General features: G+C 44.3%; 24 protein-coding genes and 1 other RNA gene. 7 read left to right on the forward strand and 18 right to left on the reverse strand.

Going from position 1 to position 26662, the window contains the following annotated elements; genetic code table 11:
• Positions 1–4: 4 nt before the first annotated feature.
• Positions 5–976, reverse strand: a complete 972-nt coding sequence (gene xerD, locus Xets_RS11805; protein ID WP_255430617.1) for a site-specific tyrosine recombinase XerD — start codon at positions 974–976, stop codon at positions 5–7.
• 124 nt (positions 977–1100) lie between these two features.
• Here xerD and fldB point away from each other — a divergent pair, with 124 nt between their 5' ends.
• Positions 1101–1619, forward strand: a complete 519-nt coding sequence (fldB, locus tag Xets_RS11810) for a flavodoxin FldB (RefSeq protein WP_099131713.1) — start codon at positions 1101–1103, stop codon at positions 1617–1619.
• A 6-nt stretch (positions 1620–1625) separates the two neighbouring features.
• Here the strand turns inward: fldB and Xets_RS11815 are convergent, their stop codons facing one another.
• Both Xets_RS11815 and sdhE read right to left on the reverse strand, forming a co-directional pair.
• On the reverse strand, positions 1626–2081 hold the full coding sequence (locus tag Xets_RS11815; protein WP_187651713.1) for a protein YgfX: 456 nt from the start codon (positions 2079–2081) through the stop codon (positions 1626–1628).
• Entirely contained in the window at positions 2062–2328 is a 267-nt protein-coding gene (gene sdhE / locus Xets_RS11820; RefSeq protein WP_099131649.1) for an FAD assembly factor SdhE, read from the reverse strand. The genes Xets_RS11815 and sdhE overlap by 20 nt, the downstream gene beginning before the upstream one ends.
• A 250-nt stretch (positions 2329–2578) precedes the next feature.
• On the opposite strand from sdhE, the gene ygfZ reads away from it, so the two are divergent.
• Both ygfZ and Xets_RS11830 read left to right on the forward strand, forming a co-directional pair.
• A complete protein-coding gene (gene ygfZ, locus Xets_RS11825) occupies positions 2579–3580 on the forward strand; it encodes a tRNA-modifying protein YgfZ (protein WP_099131648.1) in 1002 nt (333 codons plus the stop codon).
• A 16-nt stretch (positions 3581–3596) separates the two neighbouring features.
• Entirely contained in the window at positions 3597–4202 is a 606-nt protein-coding gene (locus tag Xets_RS11830) for an HD domain-containing protein (RefSeq protein WP_099131647.1), read from the forward strand.
• Between the two features lie 319 nt (positions 4203–4521).
• Here Xets_RS11830 and gcvP read toward each other — a convergent pair whose 3' ends face one another.
• The 7 genes from gcvP to Xets_RS11865 form a co-directional block, all read right to left on the reverse strand.
• Positions 4522–7398, reverse strand: a complete 2877-nt coding sequence (gene gcvP / locus Xets_RS11835) for an aminomethyl-transferring glycine dehydrogenase (protein WP_187651714.1) — start codon at positions 7396–7398, stop codon at positions 4522–4524.
• 144 nt (positions 7399–7542) lie between these two features.
• The gene (gene gcvH, locus Xets_RS11840) at positions 7543–7935 is read right to left on the reverse strand and encodes a glycine cleavage system protein GcvH (RefSeq protein ID WP_099131645.1); all 393 of its coding nucleotides are present in this window, start codon (positions 7933–7935) and stop codon (positions 7543–7545) included.
• Between the two features lie 24 nt (positions 7936–7959).
• Entirely contained in the window at positions 7960–9057 is a 1098-nt protein-coding gene (gene gcvT, locus Xets_RS11845) for a glycine cleavage system aminomethyltransferase GcvT (RefSeq protein WP_099131644.1), read from the reverse strand.
• Between the two features lie 372 nt (positions 9058–9429).
• Positions 9430–10662 carry an FAD-dependent 2-octaprenylphenol hydroxylase gene (ubiI, locus tag Xets_RS11850; RefSeq protein WP_099131643.1) on the reverse strand — a complete coding sequence of 411 codons (1233 nt, stop codon included), beginning with the start codon at positions 10660–10662 and terminating at the stop codon, positions 9430–9432.
• 13 nt (positions 10663–10675) lie between these two features.
• Positions 10676–11866 carry a 2-octaprenyl-6-methoxyphenyl hydroxylase gene (gene ubiH, locus Xets_RS11855; protein WP_099131642.1) on the reverse strand — a complete coding sequence of 397 codons (1191 nt, stop codon included), beginning with the start codon at positions 11864–11866 and terminating at the stop codon, positions 10676–10678.
• A 24-nt stretch (positions 11867–11890) separates the two neighbouring features.
• Positions 11891–13207, reverse strand: a complete 1317-nt coding sequence (gene pepP, locus Xets_RS11860; protein ID WP_099131641.1) for a Xaa-Pro aminopeptidase — start codon at positions 13205–13207, stop codon at positions 11891–11893.
• Positions 13208–13289: 82 nt separating this feature from the next.
• Complete coding sequence (locus tag Xets_RS11865) at positions 13290–13877, reverse strand: YecA family protein (protein ID WP_187651715.1); 588 nt, start codon at positions 13875–13877, stop codon at positions 13290–13292.
• Positions 13878–14275: 398 nt separating this feature from the next.
• On the opposite strand from Xets_RS11865, the gene zapA reads away from it, so the two are divergent.
• The 3 genes from zapA (at position 14276) to Xets_RS11880 (ending at position 15571) form a co-directional block, all read left to right on the forward strand.
• Positions 14276–14581 (forward strand): cell division protein ZapA, encoded by a 306-nt coding sequence (zapA, locus tag Xets_RS11870; protein WP_187651716.1) that lies wholly within the window; start codon positions 14276–14278, stop codon positions 14579–14581.
• A 155-nt stretch (positions 14582–14736) separates the two neighbouring features.
• A non-coding RNA gene (ssrS, locus tag Xets_RS11875) (6S RNA) lies at positions 14737–14920 on the forward strand.
• Between the two features lie 54 nt (positions 14921–14974).
• Positions 14975–15571: a 5-formyltetrahydrofolate cyclo-ligase gene (locus tag Xets_RS11880; protein WP_099131638.1), complete on the forward strand. Its 597-nt coding sequence runs from the start codon at positions 14975–14977 to the stop codon at positions 15569–15571.
• 112 nt (positions 15572–15683) lie between these two features.
• Here the strand turns inward: Xets_RS11880 and serA are convergent, their stop codons facing one another.
• Positions 15684–16925: a phosphoglycerate dehydrogenase gene (gene serA, locus Xets_RS11885; RefSeq protein WP_187651717.1), complete on the reverse strand. Its 1242-nt coding sequence runs from the start codon at positions 16923–16925 to the stop codon at positions 15684–15686.
• Positions 16926–17195: 270 nt separating this feature from the next.
• Positions 17196–17855: a ribose-5-phosphate isomerase RpiA gene (gene rpiA / locus Xets_RS11890; protein WP_187651718.1), complete on the reverse strand. Its 660-nt coding sequence runs from the start codon at positions 17853–17855 to the stop codon at positions 17196–17198.
• A 165-nt stretch (positions 17856–18020) separates the two neighbouring features.
• Here rpiA and Xets_RS11895 point away from each other — a divergent pair, with 165 nt between their 5' ends.
• Positions 18021–18926, forward strand: coding sequence for a LysR family transcriptional regulator ArgP (locus Xets_RS11895; protein WP_099131635.1), 906 nt, complete (start codon positions 18021–18023; stop codon positions 18924–18926).
• On the opposite strand, the gene Xets_RS11900 is transcribed toward Xets_RS11895, so the two are convergent.
• The 6 genes from Xets_RS11900 to lpdA form a co-directional block, all read right to left on the reverse strand.
• Positions 18923–19657: an oxidative stress defense protein gene (locus Xets_RS11900; protein ID WP_099131634.1), complete on the reverse strand. Its 735-nt coding sequence runs from the start codon at positions 19655–19657 to the stop codon at positions 18923–18925. The two genes, Xets_RS11895 and Xets_RS11900, sit on opposite strands and share 4 nt — an antisense overlap.
• An 80-nt stretch (positions 19658–19737) precedes the next feature.
• The gene (argO, locus tag Xets_RS11905) at positions 19738–20379 is read right to left on the reverse strand and encodes an arginine exporter ArgO (protein ID WP_099131633.1); all 642 of its coding nucleotides are present in this window, start codon (positions 20377–20379) and stop codon (positions 19738–19740) included.
• A 138-nt stretch (positions 20380–20517) separates the two neighbouring features.
• Positions 20518–21390, reverse strand: coding sequence for a small-conductance mechanosensitive channel MscS (gene mscS / locus Xets_RS11910; protein WP_187651719.1), 873 nt, complete (start codon positions 21388–21390; stop codon positions 20518–20520).
• Between the two features lie 193 nt (positions 21391–21583).
• Positions 21584–21955: a YacL family protein gene (locus tag Xets_RS11915; RefSeq protein ID WP_187651720.1), complete on the reverse strand. Its 372-nt coding sequence runs from the start codon at positions 21953–21955 to the stop codon at positions 21584–21586.
• 193 nt (positions 21956–22148) lie between these two features.
• Entirely contained in the window at positions 22149–24746 is a 2598-nt protein-coding gene (gene acnB / locus Xets_RS11920) for a bifunctional aconitate hydratase 2/2-methylisocitrate dehydratase (protein WP_187651721.1), read from the reverse strand.
• 390 nt (positions 24747–25136) lie between these two features.
• Positions 25137–26564 (reverse strand): dihydrolipoyl dehydrogenase, encoded by a 1428-nt coding sequence (gene lpdA, locus Xets_RS11925; protein ID WP_099131629.1) that lies wholly within the window; start codon positions 26562–26564, stop codon positions 25137–25139.
• Positions 26565–26662: the final 98 nt, after the last annotated feature.

Below are 26662 nucleotides of genomic sequence, written 5' to 3' on the forward strand. Positions count from 1 at the left end.
GCAGCTATCCACGGGGGTGATGTTGTTGATGCAGCACTTTGAGACGTTCAGTGGCTACATGGGTGTAAATCTGGGTTGTGGAGAGGTCACTATGGCCTAATAACATCTGCACAACACGCAAGTCTGCACCATGATTAAGTAAATGTGTTGCAAAAGCATGGCGTAAGACATGGGGTGACAAGCGTTCAGCATCAATGCTTGCCAATACGGCATAATGTTTGATCCGATGCCAGAATGTCTGGCGTGTCATCTGCGTTCCGCGCTTACTGGGGAAAAATACATCAGATACAGAACCATTTAATAACCACGGGCGTCCATATTCCAGATATTTTTCCAGCCAATAAACAGCCTCTTCTCCCAAAGGAACCAATCTTTCCTTATTTCCCTTACCCACAATTCTGACCACTCCCTGACGTAAGCTCACATCAGATAAGGTCAGGCCAACCAGTTCTGAAACTCGCAATCCGCAAGCATAAAGCACTTCCAACATAGCTTTATCCCGCAATTCGATTGGTTGGTCAACTAAAGGCGTGTTAAGCAAATCTTCAACTTGTTTTTCACTTAAGTCCTTAGGCAGTCGTTTAGGCAATTTAGGCGCAGATAATAATGCTGTTGGATCATCTTCCCGCATTCTTTCACGATATAGATACTGAAACAATCGTCGCATTGCGCTCAACAATCGGGCTGAACTACTGGCTTTATAACCGCCATCCACTCGCTCAGCCAAAAATGATTGTAATTCTATCGACTGCACTGAAAGTAAATCATGACCATAATGTACCAGCCAATTGTTCAAGGCTTGTAAATCAAGTTGATAAGAAATCAAGGTATTTTCAGCCAGATCTTTTTCCAGCCAGATGGTATCAAGAAATTGCTCTATCAGGGGATTGGCCGATGGATGTGGTTCCGTTGGATGCTGTTTAATTCCATCATCTTCCGATGAGTAGTTATCTGATAGGTGGTGTTTTCTTGGCATTATTTCTCCTTATTCCCCCTTTCTGTCTGCCTATCTGCGCCTTCCAATCGGCTATTATGCCTGAAAAAGCAATTATTCTGTTACAATACCGATCTTGATATTCGAAATTCCCTGATAATTAATGATGAAAATTGGTCTCTTTTACGGCTCCAGTACCTGTTATACAGAAATGGTAGCAGAAAAAATACGCGATATACTCGGTGAAGATCTGATCGAACTACATGATGTCAAGGATTGTGATCCCCGCTTGATGGAGGAATATTCTGTCCTGGTCCTCGGTATCCCTACTTGGGATTTCGGTGAATTACAGGAGGATTGGCTGGCTATTTGGGATCAACTTCCCTCGTTAGATCTGGCAGGAAAAATCGTTGCTATGTATGGAATGGGCGATCAGATCGATTATGGTGAATGGTTTTTGGATGCATTGGGAATGCTGTATCACCATCTGCTACCAACGGGTGTACAGTTTATTGGGTTTTGGCCAACAGACGGTTATGAATTTACCAGCCCGAAACCGCTGTCCGAAGATGGTAAACATTTTGTCGGGCTGGCTCTGGATGATGTGAACCAATTCGAACAAACAGATGAACGCTTAGGCGAATGGTGCATGCAGATATTGGCTGAAATGGAAGCGCTGTTTTAACGGTCGTCACCGTCCAGGGTATTGGCGCATCAATTGATTCAAATGACGCCAGGCAGCAGGCGATATACTATCTGATGCTATCCATAATCGAATTGGCGGTTGGTAGCGCATATTTTCTGCCTGACTATTTTCTGCCTGACTAAATGCATGGAGCATAACCACCATTCCATAGCGATGGAACCACGGTGGCTGAGTGATGCGCCAGGCAGCTTTTTGCCAATGCACTTTGTTGCCTTTGAACAGTACCAACCTGCCCTGACACTGCCGGATATTTTTCTGGCTCCATGCCCAACTGCTTATAATGATGGCAAACAGTGAAAACCAGAAAAATGGAAGCCAAAAACAAGCGCTGTTAATCGGCCAGAGTGCCACCAAAGCAGCAATTGCGACTACACCATGCACGCCCGTGGAAAACAGGCGAGTATGGCGAGACTCCCTTAATTTATTGTTCCACAGGACCACGGGCTTGGTTTCTGCTCTGGATCAATTTCACCATATGATACAGCTCATCATCTTCAGGCCGTCCATGATTCATGAGCCAATTGAAAAGGTCGGGATCTGGGCACTCCAGCAAACGGACGAAAATTCGTTTGTCATCATCACCCAATGAATCATATTCATATTCAAAAAATGGCATGATAGAAATATCCAGTTCACGCATTCCACGACGACATGCCCAGTGAATACGTGCTTTATTATCAATGTCCATGTTTAAAAAGCCTCTTTATCATTTTCATTCGTGCCATTAAGACGGTAATAAGATTATTAACGATTCTGGCCTGTTTTTCATCATCTGCATCGGTGGGATCATGAGATATATCGACAAGATGCGAAGCCTATCGCAACAAATTGACCATGCATGCCTTATCCATAAATAACAAGAATAACTCCTTTGCATTAAACCGCATCTCTTTTACCATTAACGTTATTTCTTAGTTAGTTTACTGGCAGGAGCTGCTATGACTTATCAAACTCCGTTTTCTGCACAAGATCCATCCCCTTCTGCAACACTACCACTGACTTTAATTTCCCTTGATGATTGGGGGATAGTGACAGCCATTGGCGCTGATACGAAAAAGTATCTGCAAGGTCAGATTACAGCCGATCTTACTTCTCTGAATGATAACCAGCATGTGTTAACTGCCCATTGTGATGCCAAAGGCAAGATGTGGAGCAACTTACGACTGTTTCAGCGTGGTGAAGGTTTTGCCTATATTGAACGCCGCTCATTGTTAGAAACCCAATTAACTGAATTGAAAAAGTATGCTGTGTTTTCTAAAGTGACGCTTGCCAAAGATGAAGCAAATATCTTGCTCGGTGTCGCTGGCACAGGAAGTCGGGAAGCGCTGACAACCCTCTTCCCAACCCTGCCTGATACCGAATCTCCTGTTATCCAGCACGAAGCCACAACCCTTCTCCACTTCGCGCTTCCCGCTGAACGTTTCCTTATCGTCACGGACAAAACAACTGCCGCTAAATTGACCGAAACGTTAGTTGAAGAGTTTCAATCGCAGTTGAATGACAGCCAACAATGGCTGGCGCTGGAGATTGAAGCAGGGTTCCCAGTGATTGATGCTGCCAGCAGCGCACAATTTATTCCACAAGCAACCAACCTGCAAGCAATCGAAAACGGTATCTGCTTCAAGAAAGGCTGTTATACCGGTCAGGAAATGGTAGCCAGAGCCAAATATCGTGGGGCAAACAAGCGAGCCATGTACTGGCTGGCAGGTAATGCTTCTTCCCTGCCTGCCGTTGGCGATGATTTGGAATGGCAATTGGGCGATAAATGGCGTCGGACAGGCTCAGTATTGGCAGCGGTCAAACTGGTTGATGGTTCAATCTGGGTACAAGTTGTCATGAATAATGATATGGAAGCAGAGAGTGTATTTCGTATCCGCGATGATGAAGGTAGTGTTCTTACCCTTCAAACATTGCCTTATTCACTAAACGAAGAAAAATAACTATTGAGGTTTTTGTATGTCATTAGCTGTACCTCCTGTTGATTTCGGCCCTTTTACCGATGTCATTGCGTTTATTATGGAACTGGATCAATTAAAATATGTCCATCGCAGAACAAAGTTATTGAATAATACGCGCCATGAAAACTCCGCTGAACATAGCTGGCATTTTGCTATTGCTGTGCTTGGCTTTGCTCCTTATGCCGGAGATGTGGATATTAGCCGCGTCGTACAGATGGCTTTGATTCATGACATAGTTGAGATCGATGCGGGTGATGTTATCGCGTTCGATCTGGCTGCCCGTGAAGCCATTCACGAACATGAAGTGAAAGCAGCTAACCGTATTTTTGGCTTATTACCGGAAACCCAGGGAAAATACTTTTTGGAACTTTGGCACGAATACGAAGACGCCATCACACCGGAAGCGCGTTTTGCTAAAACCCTCGATAGAATTATGCCGGTATTTATGAACCTGCATAACGAAGGACAGAGCTGGGTTGAGAATAATATTCGCTTTGAGCAAGTTTACAATCTGCTCCACTTTGTTGCCGAAAGTTATCCTGAACTATGGAAATACCTGCTACCACAATTAGAAGCAGCAAAAGAAAAAGGCTGGTTGAAATAATTTCCTGCCTTTTCTCCTCTAATCCCCTAAATCAAGCTGTCAGGTACCACTGGCAGCTTTAAGATTCTTTCTTAGTTCCTTTTTTAAGCGAAGCTCACGTTATTTAAGCAAAATAGAAATTCAAGTTGCCAGATACGACGACAAATCACATCAATTTTTGTCATTTGAATATTATGCAAAATCGAAGAATTATAAAATCAATCAGCAAATTGTTATCATGACAGTCATTACCCCGTATATTAATTTAATTAATAAAAAAAGCAGTGTCAGCAATATTTCCTAACACTGCTTTCGTTGAGTCTCGTTAATTTATTTATGACTAACGATAATTTTCAATTGGCGCACAAGAGCAATGTAAATTGCGATCACCGTAAACATCATCAAGACGTTTAACCGTCGGCCAGTATTTATTGGCTTTCGTTTCCGCAGTTGGGAAAACAGCTATTTCACGGCTATAGGCATGATCCCAATCAGAAATGAGTTCAGCCTGAACGTGTGGGGCATTGACCAATGGATTATCTTCCAAAGGCCATTCTCCGCTTGCCACTTTGCTGATCTCTTGTCGAATTGCCAGCATTGCGTCAATAAAACGATCAATTTCAACTTTACTCTCTGATTCCGTTGGTTCAACCATCAAGGTTCCCGCAACCGGGAATGACATGGTTGGTGCATGGAAACCGTAGTCAATCAAACGCTTGGCAATATCCATCTCACTAATGCCGAATTCTTCTTTCAGTGGGCGAATGTCCAGAATACATTCGTGAGCAACGTACCCATCACGTCCGGTATAGAGGATTTCATAAGCGCCTTTCAGACGGGCTGCAATGTAGTTTGCATTCAGGATCGCAACCTGGCTGGCCTGTTTCAGCCCTTTTGCCCCCATCATGCGAATATACATCCAGCTAATTGGCAGGATAGATGCACTGCCAAATGGCGCTGCGGATACTGCACCTAATGTAGTGACTTCATCCATTTCAACCACTGAATGACCTGGCACAAATGGTGCGAGATGTTTTTTCACACCAATCGGTCCCATTCCTGGACCACCACCACCGTGTGGAATACAGAAGGTTTTATGCAGGTTCAGATGCGAAACATCCGCACCAATAAAGCCCGGAGTTGTAATCCCGACTTGTGCGTTCATGTTCGCACCATCAAGATAAACCTGCCCCCCGTTTTGATGAATAATTTCACAAATTTCACGGATGGTTTCTTCATAGACACCGTGCGTTGACGGGTAAGTCACCATGATACAGGCAAGATTGTCACTGTATTTTTGCGCTTTTTCACGCAAATCAACCAGATCAATGTTGCCTTCTTTGTCACAGTCCACAACAACAACGGTCATTCCTGCCATATGAGCAGAAGCCGGGTTTGTGCCATGCGCAGAGCTTGGAATTAAGCAAATATGGCGATGTTGTTCACCACGGCTGGCGTAATAGCGACGAATTGCCAGCAGACCGGCATATTCCCCTTGGGCGCCAGAGTTAGGTTGCATACAGAATGCGTCATATCCGGTCAACAATACCAGCCAATGGGAAAGTTGGCTGATCATCTGGTGATAACCCTGCGCTTGTTCTGGCGGGCAGAACGGATGCATATCAGTGAATTCAGGCCAGGTAATCGGCATGATTTCCGCCGCTGCATTCAGTTTCATGGTACACGAACCCAGCGGGATCATGGCTTGATTCAGCGCCAGATCTTTACGCTCCAGACTGTGCATATAACGCATCATATCAGTTTCGCTGTGGTAACGACGGAAATTGTCATGTGTCAAAATGTCGTCATTACGCAGCATGGAAGCTGGAATAGATTGGCTGCCTGTCGCGATTTCACGATCAAGAGCATCAATATCCAGCACTGAGTCAGAACCTGTAATCACTTGATACAGGGTTACTAAATCATCGCGGCTGGTTTTTTCACTCAAGGATACACCGACGGCACCAAGAATATCGGTACGCAAGTTAATTTGTGCTTTAGCCGCTCTTGCCAGTACCTGAGCCTTATCTGACACTTCAATCGCCAATGTATCAAACCATGTCTTATGACGTAGTGTGATACCCGCCTTTTGCAAACCAGCAGCCAGAATATCTGTCAGTCGGTGAATACGGTTAGCAATGCGCTTCAAACCTTCAGAACCGTGATAAACGGCGTACATTCCCGCAATATTGGCCAGTAAAACTTGCGAAGTACAGATATTGGAATTCGCTTTCTCACGACGAATGTGCTGCTCGCGGGTTTGCATCGCCATGCGCAGTGCCCTGTTACCCGCTGCATCACGGGAAACACCGATAATACGACCCGGCATGGAACGTTTGAATTCATCTCTACATGCAAAGAAGGCAGCGTGAGGGCCGCCATATCCCATCGGCACACCAAAACGCTGTGCAGAACCAAATACAATGTCGGCACCTTGTTTGCCCGGCGCGGTCAATATGACCAATGCCATGAAATCCGCAGCAACGCTGACAATGATTTTACGCTCTTTCAGTTTTGCAATCAGGTCACTGTAATCATGGACTACACCCGTCGTTCCTGTTTGTTGCAGCAGGACACCAAAAACCCCTTCCAGTTCCAGTACTTTTTCTGCTTTATCAACAATGACTTCAAATCCAAATGTTTCAGCACGGGTATGTACTACATCCAACGTTTGTGGATGAATATCATCTGCCACAAAGAAACGTTCAGCCCCTTTCAGCTTACTGATCCGTTTTGCCATTGCCATCGCTTCTGCGGCTGCTGTTGCTTCATCCAGTAGTGAAGCAGAAGCAAGATCTAAACCTGTCAGGTCAATTGTGACTTGCTGAAAGTTCAGCAAGGCTTCTAATCGGCCTTGAGAAACTTCCGGTTGATAAGGGGTATATGCAGTATACCAGCCCGGATTTTCCAACAAATTACGCAAAATAACGGGGGGAAGAATTGCGGGTGAATATCCCATACCGATATACGATTGATAGCGCTGGTTCTGGCTCGCTATCGCTTTCAATTCAGCCAGGGCCTGTTGTTCAGTCACACCTTCACCAACCGCAGGAGGTTCTGATAATGCGATATCACGAGGAACAATTTTATTGGTCAAATCATCAAGAGAATTTGCACCTACTATCGCCAGCATCTCTGTTTGCTGTTCAGCAGAAGAACCAATGTGGCGACGAATGAATTCACCTTGATTTTCAAGTTGGATTAATGTCTGAGTCATTGATGATAATTTCCTGAAACTCGCTATGCCTTCTATCTTTCAAGTTACAGTTTTGATGCCTATCACTTGAAATCCATTGGCTATAAAAAACGGCATACAAAAAAACGCCCCACTCACAATGTGATATGGGGCGATTCAAAAACATTATTCGTCTTCTTCCAAGAGTGACCGATAGCTTTCGGCATCGAGCAAATTAGCGAGTTCACTCTCATCGGTTATTTTAATGCGGAACAGCCAACCTTCGTTATAGGGTTCACTGTTCACTAATTCGGGAGAACTTTCCAGGTCAGAGTTAACCGCAATAATCTTACCACTCACTGGTGCGTAAATATCAGAAGCCGCTTTGACTGACTCTACAACAGCACAATCATCACCACTATTTACTTTTGTGCCTATTTCAGGCAAATCAACAAATACCATATCTCCCAATAAATTCTGGGCATGTTCGGTAATGCCTACGGTATATTCACCATTTCCTTCCGAGCGAACCCATTCATGTGATTCTGTATATTTTAATTCTACTGGTACATGACTCATCGTTGCCTTCTCCTTGTTTTTTGTTCAATCTACAAGTGATTTGCCCATCCGTACAAAGCCAGGTTTAACAACCTGAACAGGAATTTCACGATTACGGAGCTGGACAACCGCCTGTTCACCAATACCTTGCGGTACACGTGCAAGGGCTATACTAAATCCTAAGGTTGGAGAGAATGTTCCGCTGGTAATTACTCCAGAACGCATTTCTCCGGAACCATCAGTGAAACTGACAGTTAAACCACCACGCAATACCCCTTTTTCACGCATGACCAGTCCAACTAATTGTTCAGTATTCGTTTCACGTTGTCTTTCCAATGCTTCACGGCCAATGAACTGACGATCTTCCGGTTTCCAGGCAATTGTCCAGCCCATGTTGGCGGCCAACGGTGAAATAGTTTCATCCATTTCTTGACCATAAAGGTTCATGCCCGCTTCAAGACGCAATGTGTCACGCGCCCCCAATCCTGCAGGTTTTACCCCTACAGCCAACAACTGCTGCCAGAAATCTGCCGCGTGTTCTTTAGGCAGTGCAATTTCATAACCTGCTTCACCGGTATAACCCGTCGTAGCAATAAATAGATTTCCCGACTGGACACCAAAGAAAGGTTTAATGCCAGTTATCGTCTGCTTCTGCTCATCGCTTAGCAGTGATTGAACTTTCACTTGCGCGTTTGGTCCCTGAACAGCAATCAGAGCCAAATCATCACGCACAGTCATTTCAACGTCATATTTCTCAGCATGTTGGTTAATCCATGCCAGGTCTTTCTCGCGGGTCGCTGAATTCACAACCATGCGATAAAAGTTATCAGTGAAGAAATAAACAATCAGGTCATCAATAACGCCAGCGGAAGCATTTAACATTGCGGTATACAGTGCTTTGCCCTGCTCGGTGAGTTTAGCAATGTCATTGGCCAGAAGATAACGGAGAAAATCACGACAACCTGGACCGTGTAGATCCACAATTGTCATATGGGAAACGTCGAACATACCGGCATCAGTACGCACTGTATGATGCTCGTCGATTTGTGAACCATAGTGCAGGGGCATCATCCAGCCATGAAAATCTACCATGCGTGCTCCGCATGCCAGATGTTGATCATATAGTGGGGTGTGTTTTGACATTATTTCCCTCTTTACATTCTTGACATGAAAACATTCGTGACCTGAAAAAACAGACGGCGCATTAACCGGCAGGTGTTGGATCATGAAGCAAAGAAACGGTTAATCACGCAAACGATACCTTGGGATCAGAAGTTACCACTGAAACAGGAAATGAACCATAAAATAAATTAGCTGCATTGCAGCGGCAATCCAAAAAGACCCTTATTGCCATGCAGAATTTTTGTCTAATTTATTACACAAAAACACTCAAAATTTTTAACAAATGACAGAAAACAATATTTTTAGATTGAAAAAAGGCTAAAGTATGAAGTAAATCGACTTAACACACTTTAGCCTAATATGAGAAAAACTAATTCTAATTCGCGGGCTGAATTAGATTTTTTCAACCGAAGCGGTTTGAGAGATTAGCCAATCAGGAAGGTCATTTAGCCCCATTGCATGACGAAGCAATTGCGGCTTCATTGCCGGTAAGTGATCAGCCAAGGATAACCCAATACCGCGCAATAATTTTTTAGCCGGGTTATTGCCATCAAATAGCTGACGAAAACCCTGCATACCTGCAAGCATAACCGCCGCACTGTGTTTACGGCGACGCTCATAACGCCCTAAATAGAGATACTGGCCGATGTCTTTTCCTTGCTGGTTTAAACGGCTCAATTCACCTATCAGTTCTGCCACATCCATAAATCCGAGATTAACCCCCTGACCAGCCAGTGGGTGGATAGTGTGTGCTGCATCGCCCAAGAGTGCCAATCTATGAGCGGCAAAATTGCGGGCATAACGCCCCGTCAATGGAATGGTTTGTCGATCACTGATCAGTTCACATTGACCAAGACGCATATCAAATGTCGCGCTTAGCTGCCGATTGAACAACGCGGATTCCATAGATTTGCGCTGTTGCGCAGATTCAGCCGGTAGTGACCACACAATTGAACATAAGTGAGGATCTGGCAGGGGCAGGAAAGCCAGTATCCCATCACCGTGGAAAACCTGACGCGCAACACCTTCATGAGACTCTTCAGTACGAATTGTCGCTACCAATGCATGATGTTCATAATCCCAGAAAGTCAGCGGAATATCTGCATGTTGACGCAGCCAAGAGTGAGCACCATCTGCACCAACGACTAAGCGTGAAGTCAGCATCCTTCCATCAGATAAAGTGATGAAAGCTTCGTTTTCTCCCCAGACAACATTCTTGAGAGAAGATGGAGTAAAGATCATCACATCTGGCAGATTTTCCGCGCGTTGCCAAAGTGCTTGCCGGATCACACAGTTTTCGATGATATGGCCCAGGTGTGTCAGTCCATTTTCCCCCGCATTAAACTGAATACGCCCGAAACTGTCCTGATCCCAAACTTCCATTCCCTGATAAGGACTCGCTCGCATTGCAAGAATATCTTGCCAGACACCAAGATGGGTGAGTAATCGTTCACTGGCTGCATTGATGGCTGAAACACGCAACGCATATTCATCATTGACACCAAATGGCTTTGTCGGTGGGTGCTCTTCTACAATCGCGATGCGCAAACCACTACCTTGTAAACCACAAGCCAGCGCAAGGCCAACCATTCCGCCCCCTGCGATCACCACATCAAATGATTGCATTTTTTCTTTCCTCTTAATCTGCCAATGGTGACTGTGCAACCCAACCTAATGTCTGACGGGCAAAGAGATCCCGCATTGGGGATAATCTTTCCATTGTCTTCAAGCCAAGATTACGCCCCATTTTTAACGGTAAGTAGTCATTAGCGAATAACCTGACCAGCCCATCCGTGAGTTCAATGGTAGTTTCACGATCTGCCTGACGCTGTTGCTGATACTGTGCCAGTACTTTATAGGCGCCAATATCCTGTCCAGCAGTGGCCGCTACTGAAATGACTTGAGCCAAAGCCATCACATCACGCATCCCTAAGTTAAAGCCCTGTCCGGCTATCGGATGCAAAGTTTGGGAGGCATTACCTACCAGTGCTAAACGGTGGCTAATTTGCCTGCTGGCTGTCGACAACGTCAATGGATAACTATATCGTTGACCGGTTCCCAGCATTTTCCCCAAACGCCAACCAAATGCTTTTTGTAGCTGTTGGAGAAATTCATGCTGGCTCCAGTTATTGACTTCTGACTGTTTTTCCAGTGGATGACACCATACCAGTGAACTGCGCCCTTCCGACATAGGCAACAATGCCAATGGTCCATGTTTGGTAAAACGCTCGAATGCCCTTCCTTGAGGGTGTTCAGAAGTCAGCACATTGGCAATAATGGCTGCCTGTCCATAAGATCGCCGTTGAAAGGGTATATTACACGCCTGAGCTATCGCAGAGTGGCTACCATCCGCCGCGACCAGCAGTTCTCCTGTCAGTTTTTCGCCATTATTCAGCGAAACCACCACAGAACTTTCTAAACGTTCAACGGAACTCATTTTAGCCGGACAGTAAAGTTTAATATTTGGAGATTGTTTTAATAAATCAAAAAGATGAATTCCAGCATCATGCAATTCAATTACATTGCCCAATGCCGAAATATCATAGTCACTGGCGCAGATGTTGACGAAACCGCTATTACCGCGGTCGCTGACATGAACGTGAGTTATTGGGGTAACACAATGTTGCAATGCAGGCCAAATACCGATCTGATGCAAGCGCTGACATGTACCATAAGCCAAGGCAATAGCCCTCGCATCAAAACCAGGATGTTCCTTGGCCGGTTCTGCTGCTTCAATCAAGGAGACTTGTAATTGCCCCCGACTCAACGAGGCAATAGCCAGAGCCAATGTCGCTCCCGTCATTCCTCCGCCCACAATAATCACGTTCATTATAACTTCCTGATTACTTTAACCTTAACTGTGCTTTGCCTGAGCCATCAGAGCTTCTATTTCATCTGGATCTTTCACGACAAGCTCAGTCAGGTTTTCATTTCCTGTTTCCGTTATCACAATGTCATCTTCAATACGGATACCTATACCACGGTATTCCGGCGGGACATCTGCATCGGGTGCAATGTAAAGCCCTGGCTCTACAGTTAGCACCATACCAGGTTCCAGAATTCTATCGCGATCAACGCCGTAATCGCCTACATCATGCACATCCAGCCCCAACCAGTGACTCAAACCATGCATGAAAAATTGACGATAAGCATTGGTTTCGATCAATTGTTCGACTTCACCATGCATAATTCCCAATCTTACCAATCCCTTCACCATGACACGTACAACCTGTCTCGTGACCTCGCTTATGCTGATACCTGGTCTATACAGTTCCAAAGAAAGATTGATAGCTTCCAGCACAATGTCATAAATTTCACGCTGAGGGCGCGTAAACTTGCCATTTACCGGAAATGTCCGCGTAATGTCACCGGCATATCCCTCATATTCACACCCCGCATCAATTAACACTAAATCGCCATCGTTCATACGACGTTCATTTTCAGTGTAATGCAGAATACAGGCGTTTTCTCCCGCGCCAATAATGGTGTTATAAGCCGGATAACGCGCCCCCTGACGGGTAAATTCATGGTGAATTTCGGCTTCAAGCTGGTATTCAAACATACCAGAACGGCAAGCCTGCATCGCCCTGATATGCGCCTGAGCACTGATTTCCCCCGCTTTGCGCAAGATTTCTAATTCAGCTTCTGACTTAAACAGACGCATTTCATGCAGCCACGGGCGCCAGTCTGCCATGATCGTTGGCGCCTTAAAATTACGACGGCTGTTTTTTCGCAATTTATCCAAGGCACTAAAGACGATGTTATCAGCGTACTCAAATTCTCCCTGGGCGTGATAAACCACTTCCAAGCCATTCAATAACAAATAGAGTTGTTCATTGAGATCATCGAATGGCAGGGCACGATCCACCCCCAACTTTTCCAATGCAGCTTCTTGTCCAAGACGACGACCAAACCAAATTTCCGCAGTCAAATCGCGAATACGATTAAACAACACACTATGATTGTGGGTTTCGTCGCTTTTGATCAGTATCAGAACCGCTTCCGGTTCACTGAATCCTGTCAGATACAGAAAATCACTGTGCTGACGGTAGGGATATTCACTATCTGAATTACGTGTCGCAGGCGGAGCCGAAAAAATAATAGCCGCACTGGCTGGTGCCATTTTCGACAATAATGCCTGACGACGAGATAAATATTCTTGTTTAGTCATACCCTCTCCTGCAATTCCATATTGTTAGTTGGGATACCCCTTATCTTTCAAGGCTTGAAATTTATAGGGTGAATACCCCCAATCAGTGCAATGTTGGTTTTTCATTTTTTGCACTGCCTGAGGTTTTAGGTGTCGCAAACGCGATATAACAGAGTTGAACTGCAACACGGACATATTCCAGCACTTCTTCAAGGGCTTGAGATAGCTCTTCTTGATCTTCGTCTTCATCATAGCCCAACATGCCGATGTTACGTAAATCGGTGATAACTTCCTGAATTTCTGGATTTTCTGTCAATTTAGGATTGGCTACGCCCAATCCGAGCAGAAAGTGGTTGACCCATCCCGCCAACGCTTCTGCGCATTCAAAAACCCCCGCCTCTTCATCAGGAAGCAACAGATGGAACGAGAAACTACTGTCATCCAGCAATTCAAACGTCGTTTCGTACAATTCCCTAAGCGGCAGAGCCAAAACCTGAGAAAATGCCAGGCCATCATTCGCAAGATCATGCACCAGTGTCTGCCAACTACTCTCGTGATTACCGCCATGATTTCCACTGCATAGTAACCCACTGATTAAGCCATGCATTTCTGCTGCTGTCAGTGCAACGGACTGTTGATGCAAAATTTCATCAAATGATTGATAATTAGGTAATGAGTTTTGTATAGACATGTATATTGATCATCGTTGGCGATATAAGTTCATGCTATGCTACCATCAAGGGGAGTCGCTATACCAGACAGCACACACCGATATATCCCCAATCGATTTCGAGATGCCGCGTTGATAGCAAGGGCACGAATCCCCAAAACATAGATACTTTATATCTATAACTAATTGACTGGGATAAGTGAACATTGCCCAAAAGCAGCAGTTTGAAGATGAAGGGAAGAAAAAGGGGCTTTTGGTATTGTACGGTAATGATTGGTGTCGGCCTTGTTTTATACCATAATTTACTTTATACCCAATAGATTTCAAATTATAGCTCTGGCAACAAAGCCGCAATTTGAGAGATAAGGGATATATATCAACATCAAGGTATCGGCACAATAATAAATCAGGAAGGTGTCATGTCTGCACAACCAGTAGATATTCAGATTTTTGGGCGGTCATTACGTGTCAATTGTCCAACAGAGCAGATTGAAGCGTTGCAAGCTGCTGCTGAGGAACTTGATCAGCGTTTGCATAACCTTAAAGAACGCACCAGAGTCACTAACACTGAGCAACTGGTTTTTATTGTGGCACTGAATGTCTGTCACGAGTTGGCACAGGAGAAGATGAAAACCCGTGATTATGCTTACAATATGGAACAAAAAATAAAAATGCTCCAGCAATCCATTGAAAAGGCACTGTTAGAGCAAGGTAAAGTTACCTGATACTCCTACCCGCCTACCCGTCAGCTAAATCTTGTTGATAAATCAGGCAGTAGTCACTATAGATTAATATAAGCAGTTGCTTTCTTCGTTTAGTTCCATACAATAGGCTTCATAGCGTTGCTTAAAGCCTATTTAGTTGGTTTAAGCAGCAAAAAATTTCTCTGAGGTGTTCGTGAGCAGGGAAGTCCCCTGAGCCGATATTTCATCTCTATAGAATGTGGTGCTACGTTTCTTGTGAGCATGCTTGGCTAGACCAAGAAGCCTAATAGCAACGACGCTGCGTTCACCTTGAACCAAGGGTTCAAGGGTTACCACCTGTAACGGCATCTTGGAGAACCTCCCATTCTTTATCTGTTTTGTATCCTTTTCTGCGTTAATTAACAGGCAGGTATCATGCAATCAGATGCTCCTTTTTCTCTGCGCAAATCCATTAGAAAAAAAATTCGGCAACTACGTCAAAATCTATCTCCCGAACAACAATTGCAATTTGCCCAGCAAGCCGTTAAACAGGCTATAGCGCACCCTAAGATCCAGCAAGCTGACAAAGTTGCCCTTTACCTCTCCTTTGATGGGGAATTAGATACACGTCCGCTAATGCAACAACTTTGGCAGCAAAACAAACAGGTCTACTTGCCAATATTGCATCCTTTCAGCCGGAATCACTTGCTGTTTCTCCGTTATTGCGCAGACACGCCTCTTATTCGCAACCGTTTTAATATCGAAGAGCCTCAGTTGGATATCCGGCAGGTTTTACCCATCTCCGAACTTGATGTCATGTTTATTCCTCTGGTCGCTTTCGATTGTACGGGGCAACGCCTGGGGATGGGCGGCGGTTTTTACGATAGGACTCTCGCGAAATGGCAACAACAGAATTTTTATCCGATTGGATTAGCTCATAATTTGCAGTTAGTTGAGAAACTGCCCAGTGAGAGTTGGGATATTCCTCTGCCAGAGATCATTACACCAGAAAAAGTATGGCAATGGATATGAATTAGTATGCTACTCAGTGAGTTAACAGGGACTATTGTGCCTTCAATAGCCCCTTATTTTTAATGCGTTTTTTCGTCTTAATCAATAATGACCTTTAACCAGTCATTATATCTTAGTAAAGCAAGCGAGAACGGATCGTGCCTGGCAAGGATTTTAGTTTCTGCAAGACCTGTTCAGCTTGGGCTGAATTCTGCGTCGTAATATCAATCACAACATAACCAATACCGCTGTCAGTCCGCAGATATTGAGCATCAATATTGATTTCTTGCTCAGTGAACACTTGGTTAATACTAGTCAAGATACCTGGGCGGTTTTCATGGATATGCAGTAATCGGTTAGTATCCTTAGCATGAACAGGGAGCGATACTTCAGGGAAATTAACCGCTGATAATGTAGAACCATTGTCGGAATATTTGACCAGTTTACCTGAAACTTCATAACCGATATTTTGCTGGGCTTCTTGCGTCGATCCCCCAATATGTGGCGTCAGCAGCACGTTATCAAACTGGCTTAATGGTGAGATGAAAGGATCATTGTTTGTTGCGGGTTCATGGGGAAAGACGTCAATCGCTGCGCCAGAGAGATGCCCTGTTTCCAATGCCGTGCTGAGTGCATCAATATCGACCACAGTACCACGTGATGCATTGATCAAAATCGAGCCTGGTTTCATCAATTCCAGTTCTGCTACGCCAATCATATTTTTGGTTGAAGCGGTTTCAGGAACATGCAGGCTCACGACATCACTCATATTCAACAATTCAGACAAATGATGAACTTGCTGTGCATTACCTAATGGCAATTTATTTTCAATATCATAGAAATAGACATTCAGGCCAATATTTTCAGCCAATATGCCAAGCTGTGTACCAATATGCCCGTAACCGATAATACCTAATTTTTTACCACGCGCTTCGTAGCAGCCTTTTGCTTGCTTATCCCATATCCCATTGTGGGCTTTGGCATTCGCCTCAGGAATACGGCGCAATAGCAACAACAGCTCACCTAATACCATTTCAGCGACCGAACGCGTATTAGAAAAAGGGGCATTAAATACCGGAATACCACGACTTGCTGCGGCTTTCAGGTCAACCTGATTAGTACCAATACAAAAACACCCAACTGCAACCAGCTTTTCCGCTACGCCGAAAATCTCTTCGGTCAATTGGGTGCGGGAACGAATTCCGACAAATCGGGCATCACGGATCGCTTCTTTCAATTCTTCAGGTTCTAATGCCCCTTTGTGATATTCAATATTGCTGTACCCTGCCGCTTTTAGGCTATCTACTGCGCTTTGGTGAACGCCTTCCAGCAGCAGAAATTTAATTTTGTCCTTTTCTAAAGATACCTTAACCATTTGCCCACCCTAGTTGTACTCACTTTCATAATGCATATCGATTCCACCAAAATAACAAAAAAAACAGTAACGGCAATACAATCGATTGCTTATATTACAGAATAAGCAACAGTAAATAAGTTGTTATGCAAAGTAAAATAATTCGTTACGGGATAAAGACAGAGTTTTGAGGTTTTTTTAGACAGAAAAGTGATATATATCACTAAATTTTCCATTTTGAATAAATATAAAAATATTTTGAGGGCAGATTATTCTGCCCTCAATAAATGATTATTCAGTGAGCGTCTTAACGCCATCCGCAGTACCTACCAGCATCACATTAGCTCCTCGATTAGCAAACAGTCCCACCGTTACCACGCCAGCGATCCCATTGATCTTATCTTCTAACTCAATGGGATCGACAATAGAGAGATTGTGAACATCCAGAATATGGTTGCCATTATCTGTTACTACGTTTTCACGATAAACCGGTGTTCCGCCCAATTTCACCAGCTCACGAGCCACATAAGCCCGTGCCATTGGGATGACTTCAACTGGCAGAGGGAATTTGCCTAACACATCGACTTGCTTAGACGAATCAATAATACAAATAAATTTCTTCGCAACCGCCGCGATGATTTTTTCTCTGGTTAACGCTGCGCCGCCACCTTTGATCATCTGCATTTGGCCATTAATTTCATCAGCACCATCAACATAAATATCCAAAGTGTCAACCTCATTGCAGTCAAACACAGGAATACCGAGACTTTTCAATTTCTCAGTTGATGCCTCTGAACTTGACACAGCACCTTCAATTTTATCTTTGATAGTGCCTAACGCATCAATAAAATGCGCTGCGGTAGAACCTGTACCAACACCGACAATTGTGCCCGTTTTAACGTATTCTAATGCCGCCCAACCTACTGCTTTTTTCAGTTCGTCCTGAGTCATATTGATCACAGCCTATAATCAGTTACAAGGAAAAATCTGACGGCTAGTATAAACAATATTGGCTCACCTCATGAAAAAATATGGCATAGTGCTGGTTAGGCCACATAATGGTTTTAATATTGAGCTGTAACACAAAAAGAGCAAACACGGAGAATCTTATTTTCAATGAAACGTCCTGATTACCGATCATTGCAAGCATTAGATGCAGTGATCAAAGAACGTGGTTTCGAGCGGGCAGCGCAAAAACTTTGTATTACCCAATCAGCGGTATCCCAGAGAATCAAGCAATTAGAAAATATGTTTGGTCAGCCGCTATTGGTACGCACTGTTCCTCCCCACCCTACAGAACAAGGGCAAAAGTTACTTGCGCTATTACATCAGGTGGAACTACTGGAAGCGCAATGGCTTGGTGATGAAAATAGTAATGAGATCCCGTTATTGCTTTCCCTTGCTGTTAATGCGGACAGCCTGGCGACGTGGCTTTTACCGGCTCTCCACCCTGTTTTATCCGATTTGCCTATTCGGCTAAATATTCAAGTGGAAGATGAAACCCGGACTCAAGAGCGTTTGCGGCGTGGTGAAGTTGTCGGAGCGATTAGTATTCAATCCCAGCCTTTGCCAAGCTGTTTAGTTGATAAATTAGGTGCTCTGGATTACCTGTTTGTAGCCTCTCCAGCGTTTGCAAACCGTTTTTTCCCGAATGGCGTCACGCGTTCAGCATTACTGAAAGCACCTGCGGTTGCATTCGACCATTTAGATGATATGCATCAAGCATTTCTACAACAGAACTTCGATTTATCACCGGGAAGTGTGCCCTGCCATATCGTGAATTCTTCCGAAGCATTCGTTCAATTGGCAAAACAAGGTTCGACTTGTTGCATGATCCCACACTTGCAAATCGACAAGGAGCTAAAAGCCGGTGAGTTAATCGATCTCACACCAGGACTATGCCAACGCCGTATGCTTTATTGGCATCGTTTTGCGCCTGAAAGTGGAACGATGAGAAAAGTCACTGACACCCTGCTAAAACGAGGGCGCCAGATGTTACGTCAGGAAGATGAAACTCATTAACGCTGTAATTCAAAAACAGCATCAACGTGATCAGAAAACTCAATACTCTGTGGCTCATAAGTTTCACTGGCTGGGTCAGAAGCTGGTGCTGCCAACAGATCTGTCTGGTATTTCAGACGGCTCATAGGAACAGGCACAGCTTCAGGCGCACGGTAATTAATGCTATATACAGGACCTAACTTACTGTTGAACCCTTTTGCCAATGTAGTTGCCTGTTGAATAGCATTCTCAATAGCTTTTTGTCTGACTTCATCACGATAACGTTGCGGATTGCTTACACCAAACTGAACAGAGTTAATTTCATTCAGCCCTGCTTTCAGGGCACCATCCAATAAGGCATTCAGTTGCTCTAGCTTGTGAACTTTCACTTCAACTGAACGCGACGCCCGATAACCTGTAATACTCGATTTTCCACTCTTTTGTTCATATTGATATTCTGGCTGGGTGCGCAAATTAGCAGCATCAATATCTTTCTTTTCGATGCTACTGTTTTTCAGAAAATCAAAATATTTCGCAACCCGTTCATCGACTTTTTTCTTTGCTTCTGCCGCACTCTTTTGCGTTTCACTCACATGGATTACCAAAGTAGCCATATCTGGTGCCGCTTTAACTATCGCATTACCAGAGGTGGAAATATGTGGAATAGAGAGTGAATCAGCAGCGGAAGCTGTCATGCAAGACAGGCTTCCTAAAGCCATCATTGCAGCCAATACCAGTGATTTACGTTTCACAAGACCTCCTAAAGTTACATGAATAAGGTGCTTTCAGAAACATTAGCACACTATCTATAGAGAAGTAATCTATAGCGTATCTATGGAGAGATATTGTAATTAACAAAAAATCTATATCCTTGCTTAATTAAGCTCCAAGCGATATACCACATCACACAACCAACGAAGATATTGATGATCCGTTGTGCTCTGGGCCGATTAAGGACAGGTGCAAACCACGCAGATAAGAATGACAAGGCAAAAAACCAACTGATCGATGCCATTACTGCTCCGGTGGTAAACCACGGCCGAAGCTCGGCTGACAATTGTCCTCCTATGCTTCCCAATACGACAATGGTATCCAAATAAACATGAGGATTCAGCCATGTCACAGCGAATAGCGTTACTATGACTCGCCAACGGCTTTGGACAGTTTTTTCAGTACCGGAATGTTCGACTTCTGCCGATAACGCTGTTCGAAAAGCCCCCCATCCATACCATAGTAAAAATGCGACGCCTCCCCATGTCACAGTTTGCAATAAAAGTACCGATTGTCCCAGTAAGGCACTACCACCAAATATCCCCGCTATGATGAGCAGAGAATCACTGGTGGAGCATAATGTTGCACTCATTAAATGGAACTGCTTTCTGCTCCCTTGCTGCATCACAAATACATTTTGTGGCCCAAGCGGAAGGATCATCGCAGCACTAAGAAAAAAGCCCTGAATAAATGTTGAGAACATGCAAAGATTCCTAATAATTATTCAATTAGTTACGATATCAATGCATATTAAACAAGATGACGCATTAGTAAAAATGAATGATTCTAATAGATCATTAGGAAAGGTGATGTGAGAAATTCTCACATCACGATATCTTGATTATTCGTCCGTCTTCTTCTGTAAAACACTATTTTGCTGATGCAGATAAACATCCATTTGTGGGAATGGAATGCCGATATTGTGTTTATCCAAAGCACACTTAAAATTTTCCATCAAATCCCAATATACATTCCAGGCGTCACCATTAGTAGTCCACACACGCACAATAAAGTTCAATGATGAAGGAGCCATTTCATGCAGGCGGATAGTGACTCCTTTTTCATGTTGAATGCGTTTATCTGCTTGAATCACATCACCCAACACTTTTTTCACTTCATCAATATCCGCATCATACGCGACCCCCACCATAATTTGGGTACGGCGGTCAGGTTCACGGCTGGTATTGATAATATTGTCTGCAATAATTTTACCGTTGGGGATCACAATGATACGGCCATCTGCCGTGCGCAATGTTGTTGAGAAAATCTGCACTTGCATGACCGTTCCTTCCACAGCGCCAATACTGACATATTCGCCAGTACGAAGTGGGCGGAAAATCACCAATAGCACACCAGCAGCAAAATTAGACAGTGAGCCTTGTAATGCCAGGCCTACCGCCAAACCTGCGGCACCAATTACAGCAATCACAGATGCGGTCTGAATGCCCAATTTCCCAAGAACAGCAATAATCGTAAATGCTATGATAGCGTAACGAATAATCGCGGATAGAAAATCAGAAATGGTGGTATCAATGCCACGCAGTGACATAACACGCTTAGTTGCTTTATTAGCCAATTTGGCAATAAACAAGCCAACGATAAGAATCAAAATGGCAGATACAATGTTTACCGCATACTGAATCAGTAGATCCTGATTGTTGGTAAACCAACTTGCCGCTTTATCAATCTCATGTGACAGATTGATCTTTTCCATACAAAGTCCACCGTTATTGTTGGAACCTATCTCCATTCGATGCCGTTACTCACAATGAACGCCACCAGCAGGGTGTAGGCTCCTGTTCAAAAATAGTTTTCTGTTCAAAAAAATAGAAAACCACTATCACAACACAAAAATGTAATGGAATATAAATTATGGCAGAAAGCCTTCATTGCTTGAACACTAATCCTTACGTTTTCTTTTTTTGTAAAATAAATTCTCTGTAATCAGCCAACATATCGATAAAATCGTCTGTCCCACAAAAAGCCAAACTCTCGTTATCGTAGTAACTCATTCCTTCTTCTATAACCTCTGTATCAAATTGAAGTTGATTAGCCCTGATCATGATCTCATCTTCACTCATCAATAGCGTATATTCATGACCAGCCAACTGCCACTGGCGTTCACTCCCTTTAATCTCTTGCAAGGCCACAATGATTTTATCCAATACACGCAAATCGCCTTTCACTTCTTCATTCAACCAATGACCAATGGCTTCATGATCCATTGAAAAGGATGTTGTTACTTGGCCGGTAACATCCTGCATAAATTCATATTCCATCACATACCCCCTCACCCACTATTTTTACAAATGCCAAATAATTCCATTTGGATTTTAAACAGTTCTGCTACCTCCACCTTGGAAGCAGTCCACAAACTGATACAAAAACTACTACGAAATTGTTATAAAACGGTAGGCAGAAAAACAAAAAAAGGGGAAGCATTTGCCTCCCCATGCATTGCAATATACTTTTTTATACTGCGGTTTGGAAGATCACATCTTCCGCTTTTTCTGTGTATTGATTCAATTGATCAAAATTAAGGTAGCGATAAGTATCTGCAGCGGTTTCATCGACTTGAACCATGAACTGCAAATACTCTTCTGGCGTTGGCAAGCGTCCCAACAATGAAGCGACAGCCGCCAACTCCGCCGAAGCAAGGTAAACATTGGCACCGGAACCAAGGCGGTTAGGGAAGTTACGAGTAGAAGTGGATACCACTGTTGCACCATCCGCCACACGCGCCTGATTCCCCATACACAATGAACAACCAGGGATCTCAATGCGTGCCCCGCTCTTGCCGAAAACGCTGTAATAACCTTCTTCCGTCAATTGGGCGGCATCCATCTTAGTCGGAGGAGCAACCCACAAGCGAGTCGGTAGCTGGCCTTTATGCTGATCCAGCAATTTACCCGCCGCACGGAAATGACCAATATTCGTCATGCAAGAGCCAATGAAAACTTCGTCAATTTTACTGTTAGCTACTTCAGATAACAGACGTGCATCATCAGGATCATTAGGCGCACATAAAATAGGCTCTTTAATGTCTGCCAGATCGATCTCAATAACCGCTGCGTATTCAGCATCTGCATCCGCTTCCAATAATTGAGGATCTTTCAGCCAGTTTTCCATGCCGATAATACGGCGTTCCAATGTCCGGCGATCACCATAACCTTCCGCAATCATCCATTTCAGCAAGACAATATTCGACTGCAAATATTCAATAATTGGCTCTTTATCCAGCTTAATGGTACATCCTGCCGCAGAACGTTCGGCAGACGCATCAGCCAACTCGAACGCCTGTTCGACTTTGAGTTCTGGCAAACCTTCAATCTCAAGAATACGGCCAGAGAAGATGTTTTTCTTGCCTTTCTTCTCAACGGTCAGCAAACCTTGCTGAATCGCATAATAAGGAATGGCATGAACCAGATCACGCAAGGTTATTCCGGGTTGCATTTTTCCTTTAAAACGAACCAGTACGGATTCTGGCATATCCAACGGCATGACGCCTGTTGCCGCAGCAAATGCCACCAGACCTGAACCAGCCGGGAAAGAAATACCAATTGGGAAACGGGTATGGGAATCGCCACCTGTACCCACAGTATCTGGCAACAACATACGGTTCAACCATGAGTGGATAATACCATCTCCCGGACGCAGCGATACCCCACCACGGTTCATAATGAAATCAGGCAGAGTATGGTGTGTCGTCACATCAACAGGTTTTGGATAGGCAGCGGTATGACAAAATGATTGCATGACCAGATCCGCAGAGAAGCCCAGACACGCCAAATCTTTCAACTCATCCCGCGTCATTGGCCCAGTGGTATCCTGAGAACCCACAGACGTCATCTTAGGCTCACAATATTCCCCCGGACGGATACCGCTCTCACCACACGCACGTCCAACCATTTTCTGCGCCAATGAGAAGCCACGATCGCTTTTCGCCACCGCTTTTGCCTGACGGAACACATCACTCAGTGGCAAACCCAATGATTCACGCGCTTTGCCAGTCAAACCACGGCCGATAATCAATGGAATACGACCACCCGCACGTACTTCATCGATCAGTACATCGGTTTTCAATGCAAAAGTAGCCAATAACTCATTTGTTTCGTGATGGCGGATTTCACCTTTATAGGGATAGATATCAATTAAATCCCCCATATTCAGTTTGGAAACATCCACCTCAATTGGCAACGCACCCGCATCTTCCATAGTGTTGAAGAAAATGGGGGCAATTTTTCCACCCAGCACCACACCAGCACCCCGTTTATTGGGCACAAACGGAATATCTTCTCCCATAAACCACAATACGGAGTTAGTTGCCGATTTACGGGAAGAGCCAGTACCGACAACATCTCCAACGTAAGCCAATGGATAACCTTTCTTGCTCAGGGCTTCAATTTGCTTAATTGGGCCTACGACACCGGCTTGATCAGGCTCAATACCTTCACGGGCATTCTTAAGCATAGCCAAAGCATGTAGGGGAATATCAGGGCGTGACCACGCATCAGGGGCAGGAGAAAGATCATCGGTGTTGGTTTCCCCCGTAACCTTAAAGACGGTAACGGTGATTTTTTTCGCTAATTCAGGGCGTCCAAGAAACCATTCTGCATCAGCCCACGATTGCATAATCTGTTTGGCATAGACATTACCCGCTTTTGCTTTCTCTTCTACATCATAGAAACTGTCGAACATCAGCAAAGTATGAGAAAGTGCTTTCGCCGCAATTGGAGCCAACTTTTCATCATCCAGGGCATCAATTAAAGCGTGGATATTATACCCACCCTGCATGGTTCCCAATAATTCAATGGCTTTTTTCTGAGTCACCAAAGGAGAGGTAGTTTCTCCCTTAGCAACGGCAGCAAGGAAACTTGCTTTAACATAAGCAGCTTCATCTACTCCAGGAGGAACACGATTGGTCAGTAGATCTACCAGAAAAGCTTCTTCACCTTTAGGTGGGTTCTTCAGTAATTCGACCAGCGCTGCTGCTTGAGCTGCGTCTAACGGCTTAGGGACGATGCCTTGAGCTGCACGCTCGGCTACGTGCTTGCGGTATTCTTCTAGCACGACTTTCTCCTCGCTCTCATTGTCATTTTATATACCCGGCTGTCAGCACCCGCTAATGATCATTGAAAATGATCATCTGAAAACAATCATCAAGGGTGCCAGGTCAGAGGATTTTGCTCGCATAACATTAGAATTATGCTCAGCTTCGGGCGTTTAGCATACCAAAATTTGAATAGCATGTTAATTCATTCACATAAAATCAACATTGAACCATAATAAAATTCTGGATAAATGAGCTTAGAAAGGGTATTAAAGTTTTAAATGCTACCTGTTGTTATTTTGGCCTGAAAATTCCTTAATTTCTCTCTGTAAACATCTGCAAATAAAAACGGCTTCCCTATTTGAAAGCCGTTTGGAATTTTTTCTTAACCTACTACAAAATCTAAAGAATTACTTCTTTTTCTTTGCTTTAGGGTTTGGTAAGTCAGTGATGCTGCCTTCGTAAATTTCCGCAGCCATACCAATTGATTCGTACAGTGTTGGGTGAGCGTGGATAGTCAGAGCGATATCTTCTGCATCACAACCCATTTCGATAGCCAGACCGATTTCACCCAGCAGTTCACCGCCGTTAGTACCAACAACAGCACCACCAATAACGCGGTTAGTTTCTTTATCGAAAATCAGCTTGGTCATACCATCTGAACAGTCAGATGCAATTGCACGGCCAGATGCTGCCCATGGGAAAGTCGCAGTTTCGTAGCTGATGCCTTTTTCTTTCGCTTCTTTCTCAGTCAGACCAACCCATGCTACTTCTGGCTCGGTGTAAGCGATAGATGGAATCACTTTTGGATCGAAGTAATGTTTCTTACCAGAAATAACTTCAGCAGCAACGTGACCTTCATGGACACCTTTGTGCGCCAGCATTGGCTGACCAACGATATCACCGATAGCAAAGATGTGAGGCACGTTAGTACGCATTTGTTTATCCACGTGGATAAAGCCACGATCATCAACTTCAACGCCTGCTTTGCCAGCATCAATCAATTTACCGTTTGGTACACGGCCGATAGCAACCAGAACCGCATCATAACGCTGTGGCTCTGCCGGTGCTTTCTTACCTTCCATTGTTACGTAGATGCCATCTTCTTTAGCTTCTACCGCGGTCACTTTAGTTTCCAGCATCAAGTTGAACTTCTTACTGATGCGCTTAGTGAACACTTTAACAACGTCTTTATCCGCCGCAGGAATAACTTGATCGAACATTTCTACCACGTCGATCTGAGAACCCAGAGCATGGTAAACAGTACCCATTTCCAGACCAATAATACCACCGCCCATAACCAACAGGCGCCCTGGAACCGTTTTCAGCTCCAGTGCATCGGTAGAATCCCATACACGAGGATCATCATGTGGAATGAAGGGTAGCTGAATTGGGCGTGAACCCGCTGCGATAATGGCATTCTCAAAATTAATCGTTGTTGCGCCGTTCTCGCCTTCTACTACCAGAGTGTTAGCACCTGTAAATTTACCAACACCGTTAACAACGTTAACTTTACGGCCCTTAGCCATACCGCCCAGACCACCTGTCAACTGAGAAATAACTTTTTCTTTCCAGAGACGGATCTTATCGATATCAGTTTGTGGTTCACCAAACACGATACCGTGTTGTGCCAGTGCTTTTGCTTCTTCAATCACTTTGGCAACATGAAGCAGAGCTTTGGATGGGATACAACCAACATTAAGGCAAACACCACCCAAAGTAGAGTAACGTTCAACCAGAACAGTATCCAACCCTAAGTCCGCACAACGGAAAGCGGCAGAATACCCTGCCGGGCCTGCACCAAGCACCACTACCTGGGCTTTAATTTCAGTACTCATCATGACCTCTTAATTGTTTGTCCGGCGAGTCAGACGAAAAAAAAACATATTCCACCGGGACGTACACACCGCGAGCAGTTTACAGAATTGTAAATAAC

The organism is Xenorhabdus sp. TS4, from assembly GCF_014467265.1.
GTDB lineage: Bacteria > Pseudomonadota > Gammaproteobacteria > Enterobacterales > Enterobacteriaceae > Xenorhabdus > Xenorhabdus ehlersii.